Source organism: Sulfitobacter sabulilitoris, assembly GCF_005887615.1.
Taxonomy (GTDB): Bacteria; Pseudomonadota; Alphaproteobacteria; order Rhodobacterales; family Rhodobacteraceae; genus Sulfitobacter_E; species Sulfitobacter_E sabulilitoris.
The window spans coordinates 278796-296203 of record NZ_VANS01000003.1 but is presented as its reverse complement, the minus strand read 5'-3'; the positions used below and the strand labels follow the sequence as shown (position 1 = coordinate 296203).

Annotated in this window: 13 protein-coding genes; 11 read left to right on the top strand and 2 right to left on the bottom strand. The window is 66.4% G+C overall.

The annotated features are described in order from the left end of the window. Nucleotides 1-115: 115 nt before the first annotated feature. The 9 genes from ccoN (at nt 116) to hemN (ending at nt 9489) form a co-directional block, all read left to right on the top strand. The gene (ccoN, locus tag FDT80_RS13620; RefSeq protein ID WP_138662852.1) at nt 116-1723 is read left to right on the top strand and encodes a cytochrome-c oxidase, cbb3-type subunit I; all 1608 of its coding nucleotides are present in this window, start codon (nt 116-118) and stop codon (nt 1721-1723) included. Between the two features lie 20 nt (nt 1724-1743). Then, complete coding sequence (gene ccoO / locus FDT80_RS13615; protein WP_138662980.1) at nt 1744-2484, top strand: cytochrome-c oxidase, cbb3-type subunit II; 741 nt, start codon at nt 1744-1746, stop codon at nt 2482-2484. Between the two features lie 13 nt (nt 2485-2497). Continuing rightward, on the top strand, nt 2498-2677 hold the full coding sequence (locus FDT80_RS13610; protein ID WP_138662851.1) for a cbb3-type cytochrome c oxidase subunit 3: 180 nt from the start codon (nt 2498-2500) through the stop codon (nt 2675-2677). Beyond that, nucleotides 2674-3597, top strand: a complete 924-nt coding sequence (ccoP, locus tag FDT80_RS13605) for a cytochrome-c oxidase, cbb3-type subunit III (RefSeq protein ID WP_138662850.1) — start codon at nt 2674-2676, stop codon at nt 3595-3597. The genes FDT80_RS13610 and ccoP overlap by 4 nt, the downstream gene beginning before the upstream one ends. Before the next feature lie 185 nt (nt 3598-3782). After that, nucleotides 3783-5285 carry a cytochrome c oxidase accessory protein CcoG gene (gene ccoG / locus FDT80_RS13600; protein WP_138662849.1) on the top strand — a complete coding sequence of 501 codons (1503 nt, stop codon included), beginning with the start codon at nt 3783-3785 and terminating at the stop codon, nt 5283-5285. Beyond that, on the top strand, nt 5282-5758 hold the full coding sequence (locus FDT80_RS13595; protein ID WP_138662848.1) for a FixH family protein: 477 nt from the start codon (nt 5282-5284) through the stop codon (nt 5756-5758). The genes ccoG and FDT80_RS13595 overlap by 4 nt, the downstream gene beginning before the upstream one ends. Next, nucleotides 5755-7956 carry a heavy metal translocating P-type ATPase gene (locus tag FDT80_RS13590; protein WP_138662847.1) on the top strand — a complete coding sequence of 734 codons (2202 nt, stop codon included), beginning with the start codon at nt 5755-5757 and terminating at the stop codon, nt 7954-7956. Before FDT80_RS13595 ends, FDT80_RS13590 begins: the two co-directional genes overlap by 4 nt. After that, nucleotides 7953-8150 carry a cbb3-type cytochrome oxidase assembly protein CcoS gene (gene ccoS, locus FDT80_RS13585; protein ID WP_138662846.1) on the top strand — a complete coding sequence of 66 codons (198 nt, stop codon included), beginning with the start codon at nt 7953-7955 and terminating at the stop codon, nt 8148-8150. Before FDT80_RS13590 ends, ccoS begins: the two co-directional genes overlap by 4 nt. After that, entirely contained in the window at nt 8137-9489 is a 1353-nt protein-coding gene (gene hemN, locus FDT80_RS13580) for an oxygen-independent coproporphyrinogen III oxidase (protein WP_138662845.1), read from the top strand. Before ccoS ends, hemN begins: the two co-directional genes overlap by 14 nt. Before the next feature lie 100 nt (nt 9490-9589). On the opposite strand, the gene FDT80_RS19100 is transcribed toward hemN, so the two are convergent. After that, a complete protein-coding gene (locus FDT80_RS19100) occupies nt 9590-11821 on the bottom strand; it encodes a hypothetical protein (protein WP_246039954.1) in 2232 nt (743 codons plus the stop codon). Between the two features lie 428 nt (nt 11822-12249). Between FDT80_RS19100 and FDT80_RS13570 the strand changes: the two genes are divergently transcribed. Together FDT80_RS13570 and FDT80_RS13565 are read left to right on the top strand one after the other, a co-directional pair. Continuing rightward, nucleotides 12250-13284 (top strand): hypothetical protein, encoded by a 1035-nt coding sequence (locus tag FDT80_RS13570; RefSeq protein WP_138662844.1) that lies wholly within the window; start codon nt 12250-12252, stop codon nt 13282-13284. Nucleotides 13285-13449: 165 nt separating this feature from the next. Further along, nucleotides 13450-14199: an MBL fold metallo-hydrolase gene (locus tag FDT80_RS13565; RefSeq protein ID WP_281278397.1), complete on the top strand. Its 750-nt coding sequence runs from the start codon at nt 13450-13452 to the stop codon at nt 14197-14199. Between the two features lie 18 nt (nt 14200-14217). On the opposite strand, the gene FDT80_RS13560 is transcribed toward FDT80_RS13565, so the two are convergent. After that, nucleotides 14218-17349, bottom strand: a complete 3132-nt coding sequence (locus tag FDT80_RS13560) for an ABC transporter transmembrane domain-containing protein (RefSeq protein ID WP_138662842.1) — start codon at nt 17347-17349, stop codon at nt 14218-14220. Nucleotides 17350-17408 lie beyond the last annotated feature (59 nt).

Below are 17408 nucleotides of genomic sequence, written 5' to 3'. Positions count from 1 at the left end.
CATGTCAGGCGATTTCCCCGAGGCGCTTGACCCAGATCAAGGAGCGCGCCGCGGGCCTCCCCTACCTGTGGCGGATGACGGTTCCGAGCCGCGAAAAGAAAAAGGGACGTGGGACATGCAAAACTATATCAAGCTGATTGCACTGGCGCTGATTGCCCTGGCCGCGGCGATCGGCGCCAACTGGGCGCGCGATCTGGCCTACCAGGTGCACGCCGTGCTGATCATGCTGATCGCGGCGGGCCTGTTCATCTGGGTGCTGCGGCAGACGGACGAACCCGTGCCGCAGGTCACCGCCACCGGCTACATGGACGACGTGGTGCGCGCGGGCGTGATCGCCACCGGGTTCTGGGGCGTCGTGGGTTTTCTCGTGGGCACCTACATCGCGTTTCAGCTTGCCTTTCCCGCGCTCAACTTCGACTGGGCGCAGCCCTACGGCAACTTTGGCCGCCTGCGCCCGCTGCATACCTCGGCCGTCATCTTCGCCTTTGGCGGCAACGCGCTCATCATGTCGAGCTTTTATATCGTGCAGCGCACCTGCGCCGCGCGGCTTTGGGGCGGCAACCTCGCGTGGTTCGTGTTCTGGGGCTACAACCTGTTCATCGTGCTGGCCGCCACCGGCTATCTGTTGGGCGCCACGCAGTCCAAGGAATACGCCGAGCCGGAATGGTACGTCGACATCTGGCTGACGCTGGTGTGGGTCGCGTTCCTGGCGGTGTTCATGGGCACGCTGATCAAGCGGCGCGAGCGGCATATCTATGTCGCCAACTGGTTCCTGCTGTCGTTCATCGTGACCGTCGCGATGCTGCACGTGATCAACAACCTCAGCCTGCCGGTCAGCATTTTCGGCTCGCGTTCCGTCCAGCTTTTCGCGGGCGTGCAGGATGCGATGACGCAGTGGTGGTACGGCCACAACGCCGTCGGCTTTTTCCTGACCGCGGGGTTTCTGGGCATGATGTATTATTTCGTGCCCAAGCAGGCGGGCCGCCCGATCTATTCCTACAAGCTCAGCATCATCCACTTCTGGGCGCTGATTTTCTTGTATATCTGGGCCGGTCCGCACCATCTGCACTATACCGCGCTCCCCGACTGGGCCTCGACCCTGGGCATGGTGTTTTCAATCATCCTGTGGATGCCAAGCTGGGGCGGCATGATCAACGGCCTGATGACGCTGCAGGGCGCGTGGGACAAGCTGCGCACCGATCCGATCATCCGCATGATGGTGATTTCGCTGGCCTTCTACGGCATGTCCACCTTCGAGGGGCCGATGATGTCGATCCGCGCGGTCAATTCGCTGTCGCATTACACCGACTGGACAATCGGCCACGTGCATTCCGGTGCGCTGGGGTGGAACGGCATGATCACCTTTGCCGCGCTGTATTTCCTGACACCCCGGCTTTGGGGCCGCGCGCAGATGCATTCGATGGCGGCGATCAACTGGCACTTCTGGTTGGCCACGATTGGCATCATCCTCTACGCCGCGTCGATGTGGGTCACCGGCATCATGGAGGGGCTGATGTGGCGCGAGGTCGATGATCAGGGGTTCCTGGTGAATGCCTTTGCCGACACCGTCAGCGCCAAGTTCCCGATGTATATCGTGCGCGGTCTGGGCGGGGTCCTGTACCTGACGGGCGGGGTGATCATGGCCTGGAACATGTGGATGACCATCCGTGGCGGGGTACGCGTCACCGCCCCTGTGCCCGCCGCCTCCGTCGTTGCTGAATGAAAGGGACCGTCATGGCCAATATGTCGAAAACCACCGCCGCAGTCCTCAAACGCCATGCCAAGATCGAGCGCAACGCGACGCTGCTTCTGGTCTTGTCGCTGCTTGTCGTCACCGTGGGCGGCATCGTGGAAATCGCGCCGCTGTTCTACCTGGAGAACACGATCGAGGAGGTGGACGGCATGCGCCCCTATTCGCCGCTCGAACTGACCGGCCGCGAGATCTACGTGCGCGAGGGCTGCTATACCTGCCATAGCCAGATGATCCGGCCGATGCGCGACGAGGTGGACCGCTATGGCCATTATTCGCTGGCTGCCGAATCCATGTACGACCACCCGTTCCAGTGGGGGTCCAAACGCACGGGGCCGGATCTGGCCCGCGTGGGCGGGCGATATTCGGACGCCTGGCATGTGGATCACCTGATCGATCCGCAGTCGGTGGTGCCGGAATCCATCATGCCGGGCTATGCGTTTCTGGCCAACACGCAGATCGACGCGGAATACATAGGCGACCTGCTGGCCGCGCACCGCGCAGTGGGCGTTCCCTATACCGACGAGATGATCGAGACCGCGCGCGCCGATTTCAACGCGCAGGCCGATCCCGATGGCGATTTCGACGGTCTGCTGGAGCGCTATCCGGGCGCGCAGGTGCGCAATTTCGACGGGCTGGAGGGGATCTCGGAAATGGATGCGATGGTGGCCTACCTGCAAATGCTGGGCACGCTGGTCGATTTCTCGACCTTCACGCCCGACGCCAGCCGCTAAAGGAGCGACGACCATGGATACCTACTCCCTTTTGCGCCAGATCGCCGACAGCTGGGTCTTGCTGGCGATGACGGTGTTTTTCCTGGGCGTCATCGTCTGGGCCTTTCGCCCCGGCAGCCGCAGCACCCACGCGGACACCGCGCAGATCCCCTTTCGCAACGACGACGCCCCCACAAGTGGAGAGCCGAAATGACCGCCGATCCGAACGATCCGAAGCCCGCCAAGCCCCCTGTGGATGACGTCACCGGGATCGAGACCACCGGCCACAGCTGGGACGGGATCGAAGAACTCAACAGCCCCTTGCCGCGCTGGTGGCTCTGGACGTTCTACGCCACCGTGATCTGGGGCATCGCCTATACCGTGGCCTACCCCGCCTGGCCGATGATCGACCGGGCGACGACGGGGATTCTGGGGTATTCCACCCGCGCGGAGGTGGCCGCGGACATCGCCGCCTTCGAGGACGCGACCGCGGAATTGTCGGCGCAACTCGCCCGCGCCGACCTGACCGCGCTGGAGCCGGACGATCCGCTGCACCGCTATGCCGTGTCGTCGGGCGCGGCGGTGTTCCGCACCAACTGTTCGCAATGCCACGGCTCCGGCGCGGCGGGCGCCAGGGGATACCCGAACCTGCTGGATGACGACTGGCTTTGGGGCGGCACGGTCGAGCAGATCGCCTATACCGTGCGCCACGGCATCCGCAACGAACAGGACCCGGATGCCCGCTGGTCGCAGATGCCCGCCTACCGCGACCTGCTGACGCCCGACGAGATCGCCCAGACCGTCGAATACGTGGTGTCGCTGTCGGATCGGCCGCATGAGACCGCGCAGGCCGCGCAGGGCGCGGAGATCTTTGCCGATCAGTGCAGCGCCTGCCATGGCGAAGCCGGCACCGGCATGCGTGAGATGGGCGCGCCGAACCTGACCGATGCGATCTGGCTTTACGGCGGAGACCGTGAGGCGCTGACCGCAACCATCGCCAACGCGCGCTTTGGCGTCATGCCGCCCTGGGGCCCGCCCCGACTGAGCGAGGCGCAGGTTCAGGCGGTGGCCGCATATGTGCACCAACTTGGCGGCGGAGAGGCGTCCGAAGCATCGGACGTGCCCGCCAACTGAGACCGGAGCGGCGCAGCACCGTCATGGACTGCGCCGTTTCGTGAGGGAGCCCTCCCTTTTGGGGGAAAGGGGGGGCTCTCAAGCTCTTTCGGCACGGGGCCCGCGCCCCGTTGATCTGCATCAAGGCAGCCAAAGCATCGCTGCCGCATTGAGGCAGGGACGCCCCCGACAGGACATGACTGCAGATGACCGATGCACCGCAAACACCTGCCCTTTTCGCCCCGCGCGAGCCAATCTTTCCGCGCCGGGTCACGGGGCCGTTCCGCCGTCTCAAGTGGTGGATCATGGGGGTGACGCTGGGCATCTACTACCTGCTGCCCTGGCTGCGCTGGGACCGGGGGCCGAACCTGCCCGATCAGGCCGTTCTGGCCGATCTTGCCGGGCGCCGCTTCTTCTTTTTCTGGATCGAGATCTGGCCGCATGAATTCTACTTCATCGCAGGGCTGCTGATCATGGCGGGGCTGGGCCTGTTCCTGTTCACCTCGGCACTGGGCCGGGTCTGGTGCGGCTATACCTGTCCGCAGACGGTGTGGACCGACCTGTTCATCCTGGTCGAGCGGTGGATCGAAGGCGACCGGAACGCGCGGCTGCGCCTCTGGAAGGCCCCGTGGGATGCCCGCAAATGGCGGCTTCGGATCACCAAGTGGGCGGTCTGGCTGCTGATCGCGGTGGCAACCGGCGGGGCCTGGGTGTTCTACTTCACGGATGCGCCGAGGCTGGCCGTCGATCTGGTGACCGGACAGGCGGCCTCCGTCGCCTATGCCTCGATCGGGGTGTTGACGGCGACGACCTTCATCTTTGGCGGCTTCATGCGCGAACAGGTCTGCAACTACATGTGCCCCTGGCCGCGGATCCAGGCGACAATGATGGATGCGGACACGATCACCGTGGCCTATCGCGACTGGCGCGGCGAACCGCGCGGCAAGCACCGCAAGGGCGCGCGCGCGGCCGCAACCACAGGCACCGCGACCGCCTATGACACCGGCCAGGCCAACGCCCTGCCAAAGGATGCGGCCACGGCGAACCTTGGCGATTGCATCGACTGCATGGCCTGCGTCAACGTCTGCCCGGCGGGGATCGACATCCGCGACGGACAGCAGATGGAATGCATCACCTGCGCGCTGTGCATCGACGCCTGCGACGAGGTGATGGACAAGATCGGCAAACCGCGCGGTCTGATCGATTACCTGGCCCTGTCGGACGCGCCGCGCGAACGCGCGGGGCAGCCGCCGATCCCGGTGTGGAAGCACGTCCTGCGGCCCCGGACCCTGCTGTATACCGCGATGTGGGGCGCGATCGGGCTTGGGCTGATGTTCGCGCTGTTCATCCGGTCGGATATCGAACTGACGGTCTCGCCGGTGCGCAACCCCACGTTCGTCACGCAAAGCGACGGGTCCATCCGCAACATCTATGACGTGCGCCTGCGCAACAAGTCGGGCGACGATCGCGATTTCCGCATGTCGCTGACCGCCGACACGCCGCTGCGCATCGACCTGCAGGGCTCGGAGACGCTTTCGGTCAACGTGCCCGCCGACAGCACAAAGTTGCAGCGCGTCTATGTCACCGCCCGCCCGCAGGATCCCGCGGCGACACGCGACCGCACGCCCCTGCGGCTCTGGGTCGAGGATACCGAGACCGGAGACCGCGCCAGCAGTTCCACCACCTTCAACGGAAAGGCCACACCATGACCCCCAGTTCCGAGCGCCGCCTGACCGGCTGGCACGTGTTTGCGATGTTCGTCGCCGGCTTTGGCGTCATCATCGCCGTGAACCTGACGCTTGCGGTGCAGGCCATCGCCACCTTTCCCGGCCTTGAGACACGCAACAGCTACGTCGCGAGCCAGCAATTCAACGCCGCGCGCGCCGCGCAGGATGCGCTGGGGTGGACCGTGCTGGCCAGGATCGAGGATGGCCGTCTGACGGTGGCTGTCACCGACGAGAACGGCCGCCCGGTGCGCCCGGCCGAGATCTCGGCGACGCTGGGGCGCGCCACCCACGTGGGCGAGGACAGCACGCCGGGCTTTGCATGGACCGGCGAGGCGATGGTCGCGCCGACCGACGTGGTGCCGGGATACTGGAACCTGCGCCTGGTCATGCAGGCGGCCGATGGTACGCCGTTCCGCCGCCGGATTCCGCTGATCGTGGCGGAGCCGGGGGCATGACACTGGCCGAATACCCCGCGCCCGCCGCCTGCCCCGGCTGCCTGGCCCTGCCCGCGCCCCGCGTCGATGGGGCGGCGGTGATGACGGATCATCATGTCGATCTGTTCCTGCCGATGATCCACTGCGCGGCCTGCATCGCGACGGTCGAGCGCAGCCTGTCGGCACACGAGGATGTAGCCGCCGCACGCGTCAACCTTGGTCAGAAACGCGTGCGGATCGACCTTGTCCGCGACCTGCCGCCCGAGGAGCTGATCGACCATCTGGCAGATGTCGGAATCGTGGCCGAAGTGCTTGACAGCGACACGTTGAACGCCGCGCGCGATGACGCGGGCCGGGCGCTTTTGATGCGCACGGCGGTAGCGGGGTTCGCGATGATGAACGTCATGCTGCTGTCGGTGGCGATCTGGTCGGGTGCGCAGGATGCGACGCGCGCATTGTTTCACTGGATCTCGGCGCTGATCGCGCTGCCGACGGTGGCCTTTGCCGCGCAGCCCTTCTTTCTCAACGCCTACGCCGCGCTGCGGGCCGGCCGGTTGAACATGGATGTTCCGATTTCGCTGGCGATCGCGCTCGCCACCGCGATGTCGCTGTCCGAGACGATGGCCGGCGGCGCGCATGCCTATTTCGACGCGGCGCTGTCGCTCACCTTCTTTTTGCTGGCGGGTCGCTATCTCGACCACCGCAGCCGGGCCGCCGCCCGCTCCGCCGCCGCGCATCTGTCGGCGCTCGAGGTGCCGCGGGTCACGCGGCTGACCTCAGCGGGGCAACAGACGGTGCCCCTGCGCGAGGTGACGGTGGGCGATCTGGTGCTGGTGCGCCCCGGCGCCCGCGTGCCGGTCGACGGCACCGTGACCGAAGGGCGCTCGGACGTGGACCGGTCGCTGCTGACCGGCGAAAGCCTGCCGGTGGCGCGCGGCCCCGGCGACGGGCTGAGCGCCGGCGAGGTGAACCTTTCGGGCGCGTTGACGCTGCGCGCGACCGCGGTGGGCGAGGCAACGACGCTGCGCCGCATGGCCACGATGATCGACGCCGCGGAAAGTGCGAGCAACCGCTATACGGCGCTGGCGGACCGGGCGGCGCGCATCTATGCCCCGGCCGTGCATGTGCTGGCGGCGGCGGCTTTCGCGGGCTGGTTGCTGGCCAGTGGCGATGCGCGGCTCTCGCTGAATATCGCGATTGCGGTGCTGATCATCACCTGCCCCTGCGCCTTGGGGCTGGCGGTGCCGGCGGTCAGCACGGCGGCGGCGGGCCACCTTTTCCGGCGCGGCGTGCTGGTCAAGGACGGCACCGCGCTGGAACGGCTGGCTGAGGTCGATACGGTCGTCTTCGACAAGACCGGAACCCTGACCGACGGCCAGCTGCGGCTTGCCGATCTGGCCGGGATCGCCCCCCGCGACCTGTCGGTTCTGGCCGCACTGGCCGCCGCGTCCTCGCATCCCGTGGCACGGGTGATCGCGGTGGGGCTGGACCCGTCCGATGTCACCACCGCCACCATCACGCAGGTTCGCGAACATCCCGGTGAAGGGATCGAGGCGCGCTGGAACGGCAGCACCGTCCGGCTCGGCTCCGCGCGGTGGACGGGGGCCGCGCCGCGCGACCTGCCGGGCACCTACCTGCGGATCGCGGACCGCGCGGCGGTGTTCGTGCCCCTGACCAGCCACCTGCGCCCGGGCGCGCGCGCGGCAGTGGCGGCGCTGAAATCCGCCGGGATCAAGGTGCAGGTGATGTCGGGCGACAGCGCCGCGCTGACCGCGGGGGTGGCGGCGGATCTGGGCATCGACACCGCCATGGGCGATCTGTCCCCGCAGGACAAGATCGCGCGGCTGCATGCGCTGGCCGCAACCGGCGCGCGCGTGCTGATGGTGGGTGACGGGCTGAACGACACCGGCGCGCTGGCTGCGGCCTGGGCGTCGGCCGCCCCCGCCAAAGCCTCGGATGCCGCGCGCGCCGCTTCGGATGTGGTCTTGCTGGGCGACAGCCTTGCCGCCCTGCCCGGCCTTGTCGGCACGGCACGCAGCGCGCGGCGCAGGGTGATCGAGAACTTCGCCATTGCCGCCGGCTATAACGCGGTCGCCGTGCCGCTGGCGCTGGCGGGGTTGGCCACGCCGCTGATGGCCGCCATCGCGATGTCCGCCTCGTCGATCATGGTGCTGCTGAACGCGCTGCGAATCGCGCCGCGCCGGGGGGCGTTGCGATGAACGTCCTAGTCTGGCTCATTCCCGCCTCGCTGTCATTGGGCGCCCTGGGGCTGGCGGGCTTCGTCTGGACCCTGCGCCAGGGGCAATACGACGATCTGGATGGCGCGGCATGGCGACTTTTGATCGACCAAGATGATCTGGATCAAGGCCCCCTCGCCCCCCGTTCGGCAAAAACGCCCCATGATGAGCTATGATGCATTGAATGCCCGCGGTCTATTCGACACCGGCTTGCCCCGCTACACCAGCTACCCTACCGCGCCGGTCTTTTCGCCCGCCGTGGGTGCGTCGTTCCAGGCCAGCGAACTGCAGGCGCTGGATCCCGTCGATCCGGTATCGGTCTATGTCCACCTGCCGTTCTGCGAGCGGCTCTGCTGGTTCTGCGCCTGCCGCACGCAAGGGGTGCAAAGCCTCGCCCCGGTCGAGCGGTATCTGGACACGCTGGAGCGGGAGTTGGACCAGATCAAGGCGCTCACGCCCAAAGGGCTGACGATGGGGCGCCTGCACTGGGGTGGCGGCACGCCCACCATCCTGCCGCCGCAGATGATCGACCGGTTGATCGGCCTGATCGACCGGGTGTTCGCCCGCAGCGACAGGTTCGAGTTTTCGGTCGAGATCGACCCGACGCTGGTTAGCGCCGCCAAGATCGTCGCCCTGCGCACCGCCGGCATGACCCGCGCCAGCATCGGGGTGCAGGATTTCGACGACATGGTGCAGGACGCCATCGGCCGCCGCCAAAGCTTTGGCCAGACGCGCGCTTGCGTCGACCTGCTCAGGCAAGCGGGGATCGGGTCGGTCAATGTCGATTTGGTCTATGGCCTGCCCTACCAGACACGCGCGCGGTTCCGCCGCACGCTGGAACTGGTCGATACGCTGGGCGCCGACCGCGTGGCGCTGTTCGGCTACGCGCATGTGCCGCATATGGCCAAGCGACAGGTTCTGATCCCGGTGGACGTACTGCCCGGCGACCGGGCGCGCCACGCCTTGAACACCATGGCCGCCGATCATTTCACGGCGGCGGGGATGCAAAAGATCGGCATCGACCATTTCGCGCGCAGGCACGATGACCTGAGCCTGGCGGCCAGAACCGGAAGGCTGCGGCGGAATTTTCAAGGCTACACCACCGATGACTGCCCAACCCTGATCGGGATCGGTGCATCGGCGATGTCGAGCTTTCGCGGCGGCCATGTGCAGAACGCGCCGCAGACAAACGCCTATGTCAAACGGATCGAAGCGGGCACGCTTGCCGGGTGCCGCGGGCACCGGCTGAGTGCCGAGGACCGGCTGCGCGGTGAGGTGATCGAGATGCTGATGTGCCGGTTCAAGATCGACACGGTGCAGTTGCAGTTGCGACACGATGACCTGTCGGCGATCGCACCCGCGCTGGAACTCGTGCAGAACCTGTTTGGCGATGTGCTGGATGTCGGCGCGACCACGCTGACCTTGCGCCCCGAGGCGCATGCGCTGGTGCGGCTGATCGCCAGCCTGTTCGACGCCTATCCGTTGGGCGACGTGCAGTATTCGCGCGCATCCTGACGGGCCAGCAGGCAAAGGCAAGACACCCGCGCCGGTGTTCCCGGCGCGGGTGTCGTGTCGGTGTGCGATGCGGGGGCGCGGCCCGCCGGTCGGATCCGGATCAGATCAGGATCCCGTCGTCGACTTCCTCGTCATCTATTTCTTCGCTTTGCTCCGCCGCATAGCCCTCAGGGTCCGGCTGGCTCATCAGCGCCATCACGTCCTCGACCGAGACCTTCTGCGCCGTGGTCATGCCGGACGTCCCGCCCGATCCACCAGAGCCGCTGGCATAGATCACGTCCTCTTCGTCATCCTGCTCCCGATCACCCTCGTCACCGGTAAAGGCCGGCCATGCCGCGACCGTGCTGTGCACCTGGACACTGCCAGAGCCGTAGCCCTTGGTGCCACCGGAGCCGGAGCCCTTGGTGCCGCCGGAGCCGGAGCCCTGCGTGCCGCCCGAGCCGGAGCCCTGCGTGCCGCCAGAACCGGAGCCCTTCGTGCCACCGGAACCAGAGCCCTTGGTGCCACCCGAKCCGGAGCCTTTCGTGCCGCCCGAKCCGGAGCCCTGCGTGCCGCCCGAGCCGGAGCCCTTCGTACCGCCCGAGCCGGAGCCYTTCGTGCCGCCCGAGCCGGAGCCCTGCGTACCACCCGAGCCGGAGCCCTGCGTGCCGCCCGAGCCGGAGCCCTTCGTRCCRCCCGAGCCGGAGCCCTGCGTRCCGCCAGAGCCGGAGCCCTTCGTGCCGCCCGAGCCGGARCCCTGCGTGCCGCCCGAGCCGGAGCCCTTCGTGCCGCCCGAGCCGGAGCCCTTCGTGCCGCCAGAGCCGGAGCCYTTCGTGCCGCCCGAGCCGGAGCCCTTCGTGCCGCCGGAGCCGGAGCCCTGCGTGCCGCCCGAGCCGGAGCCCTTCGTGCCGCCGGAGCCGGAGCCYTTCGTGCCGCCCGAGCCGGAGCCCTTCGTACCGCCGGAGCCGGAGCCCTGCGTACCGCCAGAGCCGGAGCCCTTCGTGCCACCGGAACCRGAGCCCTTCGTGCCACCCGATCCGGAGCCCTGCGTGCCACCGGAACCRGAGCCCTTGGTGCCGCCCGAGCCGGAGCCTTTCGTGCCGCCAGAGCCGGAGCCCTGCGTGCCGCCCGAGCCGGAGCCCTTCGTACCGCCAGAGCCGGAGCCTTTCGTGCCACCCGATCCGGAGCCCTGCGTGCCGCCAGAACCGGAGCCCTTCGTGCCACCCGATCCGGAGCCCTTCGTACCGCCCGAGCCGGAGCCTTTTGTACCGCCGGAGCCGTCATGCGTGTCGCAGGTATCGTCGTCTGCTTGCGGATCAAGCGCGGCGTTTTCGCCGGCGATGCCGGTCACGGACAGAACCTCGCCAGCGGCCGTATCCGTATCGGTCAGCAGCGTCATGCCCTGCAAGTCGACGTCCGCGAGCGTCAGTGGCCCGTCGTCTGACCACAGCGTGAAATTCACCGAATTCACGGCGCCTTGGGTCGATCCGGGCGTTGTGCCGAATTGCAGCGCGATATCAAAGACACCACCCGGCGCCGCACCGTTGGTCAGCCCGGTCACATCATCGGCGCGCGCCTGAATGTCCGTAACGGGTTGACCGCCTGAATTCGCCTCGGGGAAGAAATTGATCGACTGCACCGCGCTGGTGCCCGCCACGTTCAGAAAGATGCCGTCGATGTCCGACAGACCCTGCTCGAAGGACGCGGGCGTCAGGTTGAAAAACAGCGTTCCCGTCGGCGTTTGCGTAACCGAAATCAAGACCTTGCCCGGCGCGCCAAGCTCAAAGGTTTGGGTGGTCTTGCCATCGTCGGGACCAGCCGGAGGTGTATCGCAGATCTCGGGATCATGCGGCGCGTTGCCGCCTTCGGTGCCGCCCGATCCTGAGCCTTTCGTGCCGCCGGAGCCGGAGCCCTGCGTGCCGCCAGAGCCGGAGCCCTTCGTGCCGCCCGAGCCGGAGCCCTTGGTGCCACCCGATCCGGAGCCCTGTGTGCCGCCGGAGCCGGAGCCCTGCGTGCCGCCCGAGCCGGAGCCCTTCGTGCCGCCCGAGCCGGAGCCCTTCGTGCCGCCAGAGCCGGAATCCTGCGTGCCGCCAGAGCCGGAGCCCTTCGTACCGCCGGAGCCGGAGCCTTGGGTGCCGCCCGAGCCGGAGCCTGTGGGTGCGTCAAATTCGGTCGAAGGGCTCGAGCCGTCGAACATATGTGCGAGGTTGTCGTCGTACCAACTGGCGAAGCTGTCGCCTTCGACGCCGCCGTTATGGTATGATTTCGTCGTGCTCGCCCCGGTTGCGCTGTATGACGTGCCGCCCCATTGGTATCCACTCTGGGTGTTCGCCTCGAATGAGAGTTCAGTCATAATTTCGCTCCTCGCAAAGACAGGGCGGCCAAAAACCGTGGCCAAAATCGAACCAAAAGCCACATGCCCCCTGTGGTGCCGGGATGGCTTTTTCAACAGAGCCTGAAATTACGGGGTGGTGGGAATCCAGACAAATTAATTACGCATTTTTGCCGTATTCGCTGCATGTCGGTACGGATCGGAGAAACAGTGTCGGCGTCCTGCGCGCACTGTCATCGAAACGCGGCAAGTGCTCTTGTCCCGCCCGGCGGTGCCGGCTTTACGATTCGTGCCACCCAATGACCAAGGCCGCGCGCCATATGCCCTTTTGGTTTTCCCATTGCCGCCCAATTTCTGACACAGCGATCAGGCATATCGGCGCTCGCAACCCCAGATGTCAGCGCCCGATGGCCGCCAAGGCAAGACCAAACCGAAAAGAGCACCACGCCGTGAGCAAATCCAAGAACGAGACCCGCCTGAAAAAGATACTTGCCGCCGCAGAGGATCATTTCGCGCAACCGGTGGACCGTGTGACCGCCCCCGGCGGCGAAGGCCGGTCAAGCTTTCGGCTGCATTTCCCCGACCGCAATGTCATCGCCACCCTGCGCCCCAACTTCCGCCGCACCCATCTGGAGGCTCACGTGCTGAAAAGCCTGGGCGCGCATTGCAGCGACCTGCCCGAGTGCCTGGGCGTGGTGGGAGAGATCATGTTCCAGGCCGATGTGGGCGGGCGGCGCCTGAACCAGGACATCGTCAATCATTCCCGCGAGGGTCAGATCGATCTGGCCGCGCAGGCCGTCGCCGCGATATTCCGGATCCAGTCCGCCGCGCGCAAGACGACGTTGGCGCAGATGATGCCGCAACTGGGATCGAACGTGGACTGGGTTTCGAATTTCGTTGATGCGGTGGATTTTCTCGCCCCCTACGGCGGCGGGATCTCGTCGCGGTTCGACAGGGGGGCGGCCTATCTGCGCATCGCAGATCCCGGACGCCAGTTCGTCAAATGGGACTGCCGGTCCGGCAACGCCGCGATTGGCGACGACGATCGTCTGCGCTGGTTCGATTTCGAATACTCCGGCCTGCGGCACGGCGCCGAGGACCTGGCCTGGCTTATCGGGGACGAAGCCTGGCCGATCGCACCCGACACGATGGTCGACGTGGTGATCGACGCATTCGACCCCGCGTGCGGGCATGATCTGGCTGACTACCTCGATTACCTCTCGGTCTATCTGACGTTTCACTGCGTGCAACGCATCAAGCTGATCACCAAGGAGGCCCGCAAGCGCGGCTGGCTGTCCAAGGAGCGGATCCGCAAATACGACGACGCCGGCGTGCACCCAGAATTCGCGCTTCAGATGTGCCGGGTGGGCGCATATTTCGCTGCGCAATCCGCACTGACCGCGCCGCTGGTGCGAAACTTCGACGGCGCCGGACAGACCTTTATCGACCTGCTGGACACGGCCCAACCGCGCCGCAGCGCTTGACATGACCGGACGGCCGATGACCAGAATGGCCGGAACGACACGGTCCGACCAGAAAATGCCGCCCAAGCCGCGTCATGTGACTTGCCTGACTGACCTCGCTCAAGATACAACCTGTGATTATATTCGTTTTGGATTTTCTTTATTTTGGGGGGTGACCTCATTTCAGTGCGAAAAACAGAACTTCGCGTAATCGGCTGTGGCGACGCTTTCGGCAGCGGCGGTCGATATCAGACGTGCTTCATGATCGATGACGCGCAGGGGCGCTTTGTCGTCGATTTCGGCGCCTCCAGCATGACGGCCCTCAAGGCCCAGAACGTCGACCCGGCCAGCATCGATGCAGTCTATCTGACGCATCTGCACGGCGACCACTTTGGCGGCTTGCCCTACCTGCTGTCGCATCGCCGGTTTATCTCGAACCCAGAGACACCGCTGACGATCGCGGGGCCGCCTGGCTTTTCCGAGCGGCTGCGCGCCTTGTCGGACTGCGTCTTTCCCGACATCTGGGCCGATGGATGGGGGCTGGACCTGCAGTTGGTCGAAATTCCACCCGGCGAGGAGTGTCAGATCGCCGGCCGGACCGTCCGCTCGGAAAAGGTCAGGCACTCCGCCGGGCCGGAACCCGCGACGGCGCTTCGGATCAGTGGCGGAGGAATCGTCATTGCCTATTCGGGCGATACCGGCTGGACCGATGCGTTGATCGATATCAGCGCGGGTTCGGACCTGTTCATCTGCGACTGCAATGACCGCCACGACCAGAGCTTTGATGGCCACCTGAGCTATGACACGCTGTGCCGCCAGTTGTCGCGGCTGGACACCAAGCGGCTGATCGTGACGCATCTTGGTCCCGACATGATCTCGGCCACCGATACACCGATGGTCGAGCGGGCCTTCGAGGGGATGGTCATCCGCTTCTGATCGACCGCGACGGCGGCGTCACTCGCTGTCGTGCGACGCCGGCGCACGGTCGGTCGCATGGCCGGGCGGCGGCGGGGTTTGTGGCGCAGGGGCTGTATCGGTCCGCTCCTGGCGGCGCGCCGAGCGATCCGACAGATACCCGGCCGCCACCCTCAGCAGCTTGAGCGCCGTGGCCGCATCGTTTTCGACCACCGCCAGGAATTCCGACGCGCCGATGCGCAGGATCGTCAGATCGCTGTTGGCACGGAACGCCAGGCGGCGCGGCTCGTCCGTGATCAGACCCAGTTCGCCCACCACCGTACCGGGAGCGACCTTGGCGACCTCGACCTGTGCGCCGCGCGGCCCCGGACGATAGAGCGCCGCCGCGCCCTCCAGCAGCAGATAGGCGCCATCGGCGGCATCGTCGCCCTTGTGAAAGATCACATCGCCCGCCTTGGCGGTGTACCACCGCGCGCCAAACGCCAAGAGGCGCAACTGCTTGCGGTCCAGCCCCGAGAACAGCTGCGTCTTTTCCAGCGCCTGAAGCTTGCGCGCCAGATCGGCGCTGGCGGCGTTGTCGTGATCGTCGGACTGGACGATATCGCTGTCGACGACGCGGCCCTGCTCGATCTCGACATAGGCATCGAAGGCGTCGATGTCGTCGATCTGCGGCTCCAGCACCAGAATGGTGGCGTCGGGCAACAGGCGGCGCAACCGGCTGTGCGCGCTGCGCCGCACATCTGCATCATGGGTGGCCAGCGCAGTATCAAGCACGAGGATATCGGGGGCCTTGATCGCCGCCCGGCTCAGCGACAGCGCCTCGGCAAAGACACTGGGCAGGTTCGCACCGCCCAATTCCGTCGGCAGATCGTAGATCAATGCCGTCACCGCGGGCGCCAGCCCGGACTCGCGCAGGGTCTGGGCGATCAGGCCGCGCATCCGGTCGGCGCGGGTGCCCACGGTGTCGGCGGCCTTGCCGAACATCGCGTTTTCCAGAACCGTGAGCCCCGGCGCGAACTCGTCCGGGTCCAGCGGCACGTATTCGTCGATCAGCCGCGCTTGCAAATCCTCGGCATGCGCGGCGCGCAGGGTCAGGATGCGCTGCTTGATCTCGTCCGAGAAGGCGGGCCCGATCTGTTGCGCCGAAATGCGGAAGGGCACCGACATGAGCAGCCCCAGGTCGGGCGTGCGCCGGCGTGACGACCCGTTCGCCACGGGGCGCTGGGACAGCTCCACCAGCATTTCATAGAGCGCGGGTTCAAGCCCCAGCTTGCGAAACAGCGGGTGGTCGGTGCCGTCCATCCCGAAAGTCTGGCGCAGCATGTTCATCACGTCGCGCGACAGGCTCAGCATGGTGTCATGCAGCCCCAGTTGGCGCAAAAGATCCTGAAACCCCTCTTGTCCGGTCAGGGCGGCCAGCGTCGATTTCGACCGCGGTACGGCAAACAGCAGGTTGTCCATGACCGGCAGGGCGGGCGCGTATTGCGTGACGTCGAAGCGCATCATCTGGTCGGTCAGACCTTCCTCGCGCAGCAGGGACAGCAGCTTGGGGCGCAGCGCCACCAGCCGCGCGGCCAGGTCGGGATGCCTTTCGGCATTGAAGCTCAGGTCCAGCCCGCGGTTGAAAAGCGCCTCGGCCGAGCCGATCTCCTCGATCAGCGCAAGCCAGCGCGCCCGGACCGCCTCCTGCGTGGCCAGATCGCCGCGCGCCGGGTCAAGCCAGCTTGCCGCCACCGGGTCGATGCTGTTGCCGGACAGGGCCGCTTCGCGTGCAAAGGGGGCGGGCGCCGGGGTCGCGGGCTTTGATTTCAGGGGCATCAGCACGTTGTCGCCAAAGCTGCCCTGGAACACGAAAGGCCGCGAATCGACATAGCCGATACGCGCGGCGATCACGCTTTGGCGGATCGAATTCATCGGACGCTCGCCCAGCTTGAGCGTGCCTTCGGTCGGCGTGATCTCGCGGGTGACAAGCTCGGCGAGGGCGCGGCGGTCTTCGGCACTGGGTGCCGCGATGCCGATGCTGCGCCCCCCCGGCAGTCGCAGCGACAGATCCTTGAGCACCGCCGCGCCGTTGGCGTCATGCACCGAGACGTTTTCAAGAACGATGTCCCCGGTCAGGGCCTCGTCGGTGGCCGCGTCGGCGGCGGTGTCCGGGTCATCGAACAGGGTTTCGTCGATCATTCCGCGCGGCGCAAAGCGTTCGGTGATGATCGACCAGCGCTGCGACATTTCCTGTGCCTGGGTGTAATAGGTCAAAAGCTCTTTCCACGGCGAGCTGAGATCCTTGTAAGCGGCCAGCGCCGCGACCAGCGCGCCAAGCGACACATTCCCCCGGATCACCAGGTAGCCGCCGATGGAAAAGAACATGAAGGGCGTGATCTGTGTTAGGAAGTTGTTGAGGAACTTCATGAAGAATTTCTTGCGATAGATCGCCAGCCGGATCTCGAAAAGACGCCCCAGGCGGGCCGAGATGATCGCCATGCGGTTGCGCCAGCCCCCGTTGCGGCGCAGGGTGTCCGCGCCTGCCGCCGTCTCTCCGATCTGCGAGGCAAGCCGGCGCACCTGTTGCACCCGCGCCTTGTTGAGCACGTTGATCCGCCGTTGCAGGCGCGGGATCGCCCAGGCCTGCACCGGGATCAGCGCCATCGCCGCCAGCCCGAACCACAGGCTCTGGATGAACAGGAACCCCAGGATGGTCAGCATCTGACCGGCCTGCAGCACCGGCTGCGCCAGCGCGTCCCCCATCATACCGCCCAGCGGCTCGGCTTCGGAGGTGACCATCGACACAAGCTCGCCCTGCGACGTGCGCTGAAAGTAGGGCCGCGGGAACCGGATGATCCGACCGATCAGCGCATAGCGGAACCGACGCAGCAACCGTTCGGCCACGACGCCCTTCATCGTGTTGATCCGCATCTTCAAAAGGCCGTGCGCGATCACCGCCAGCAGAAACGCGGTACACAAGATCGCCAGCAGCGTGACCTGGCCAAATTGCACCCCCGCGATTTCGGTCGGAGTCCCGCTGGCGCCGATGGCGTCGTTGATGATGCGCTTGGGCAGTTCCAGCGTCAGGTAGAGCAGCGGGAAAAGCGCCGCCGTAACCGCCAAGAGACCAAGCTGGGCCTTCTTGGAATGGGTCCAGATGAACGCAAACAAGGACTGCTCTATCGCCATCCTTTCCCCTTTCGTCCCTGGCACCGGACCAGGCCCGGTGCCGTGTTGCGGGCCGCCCT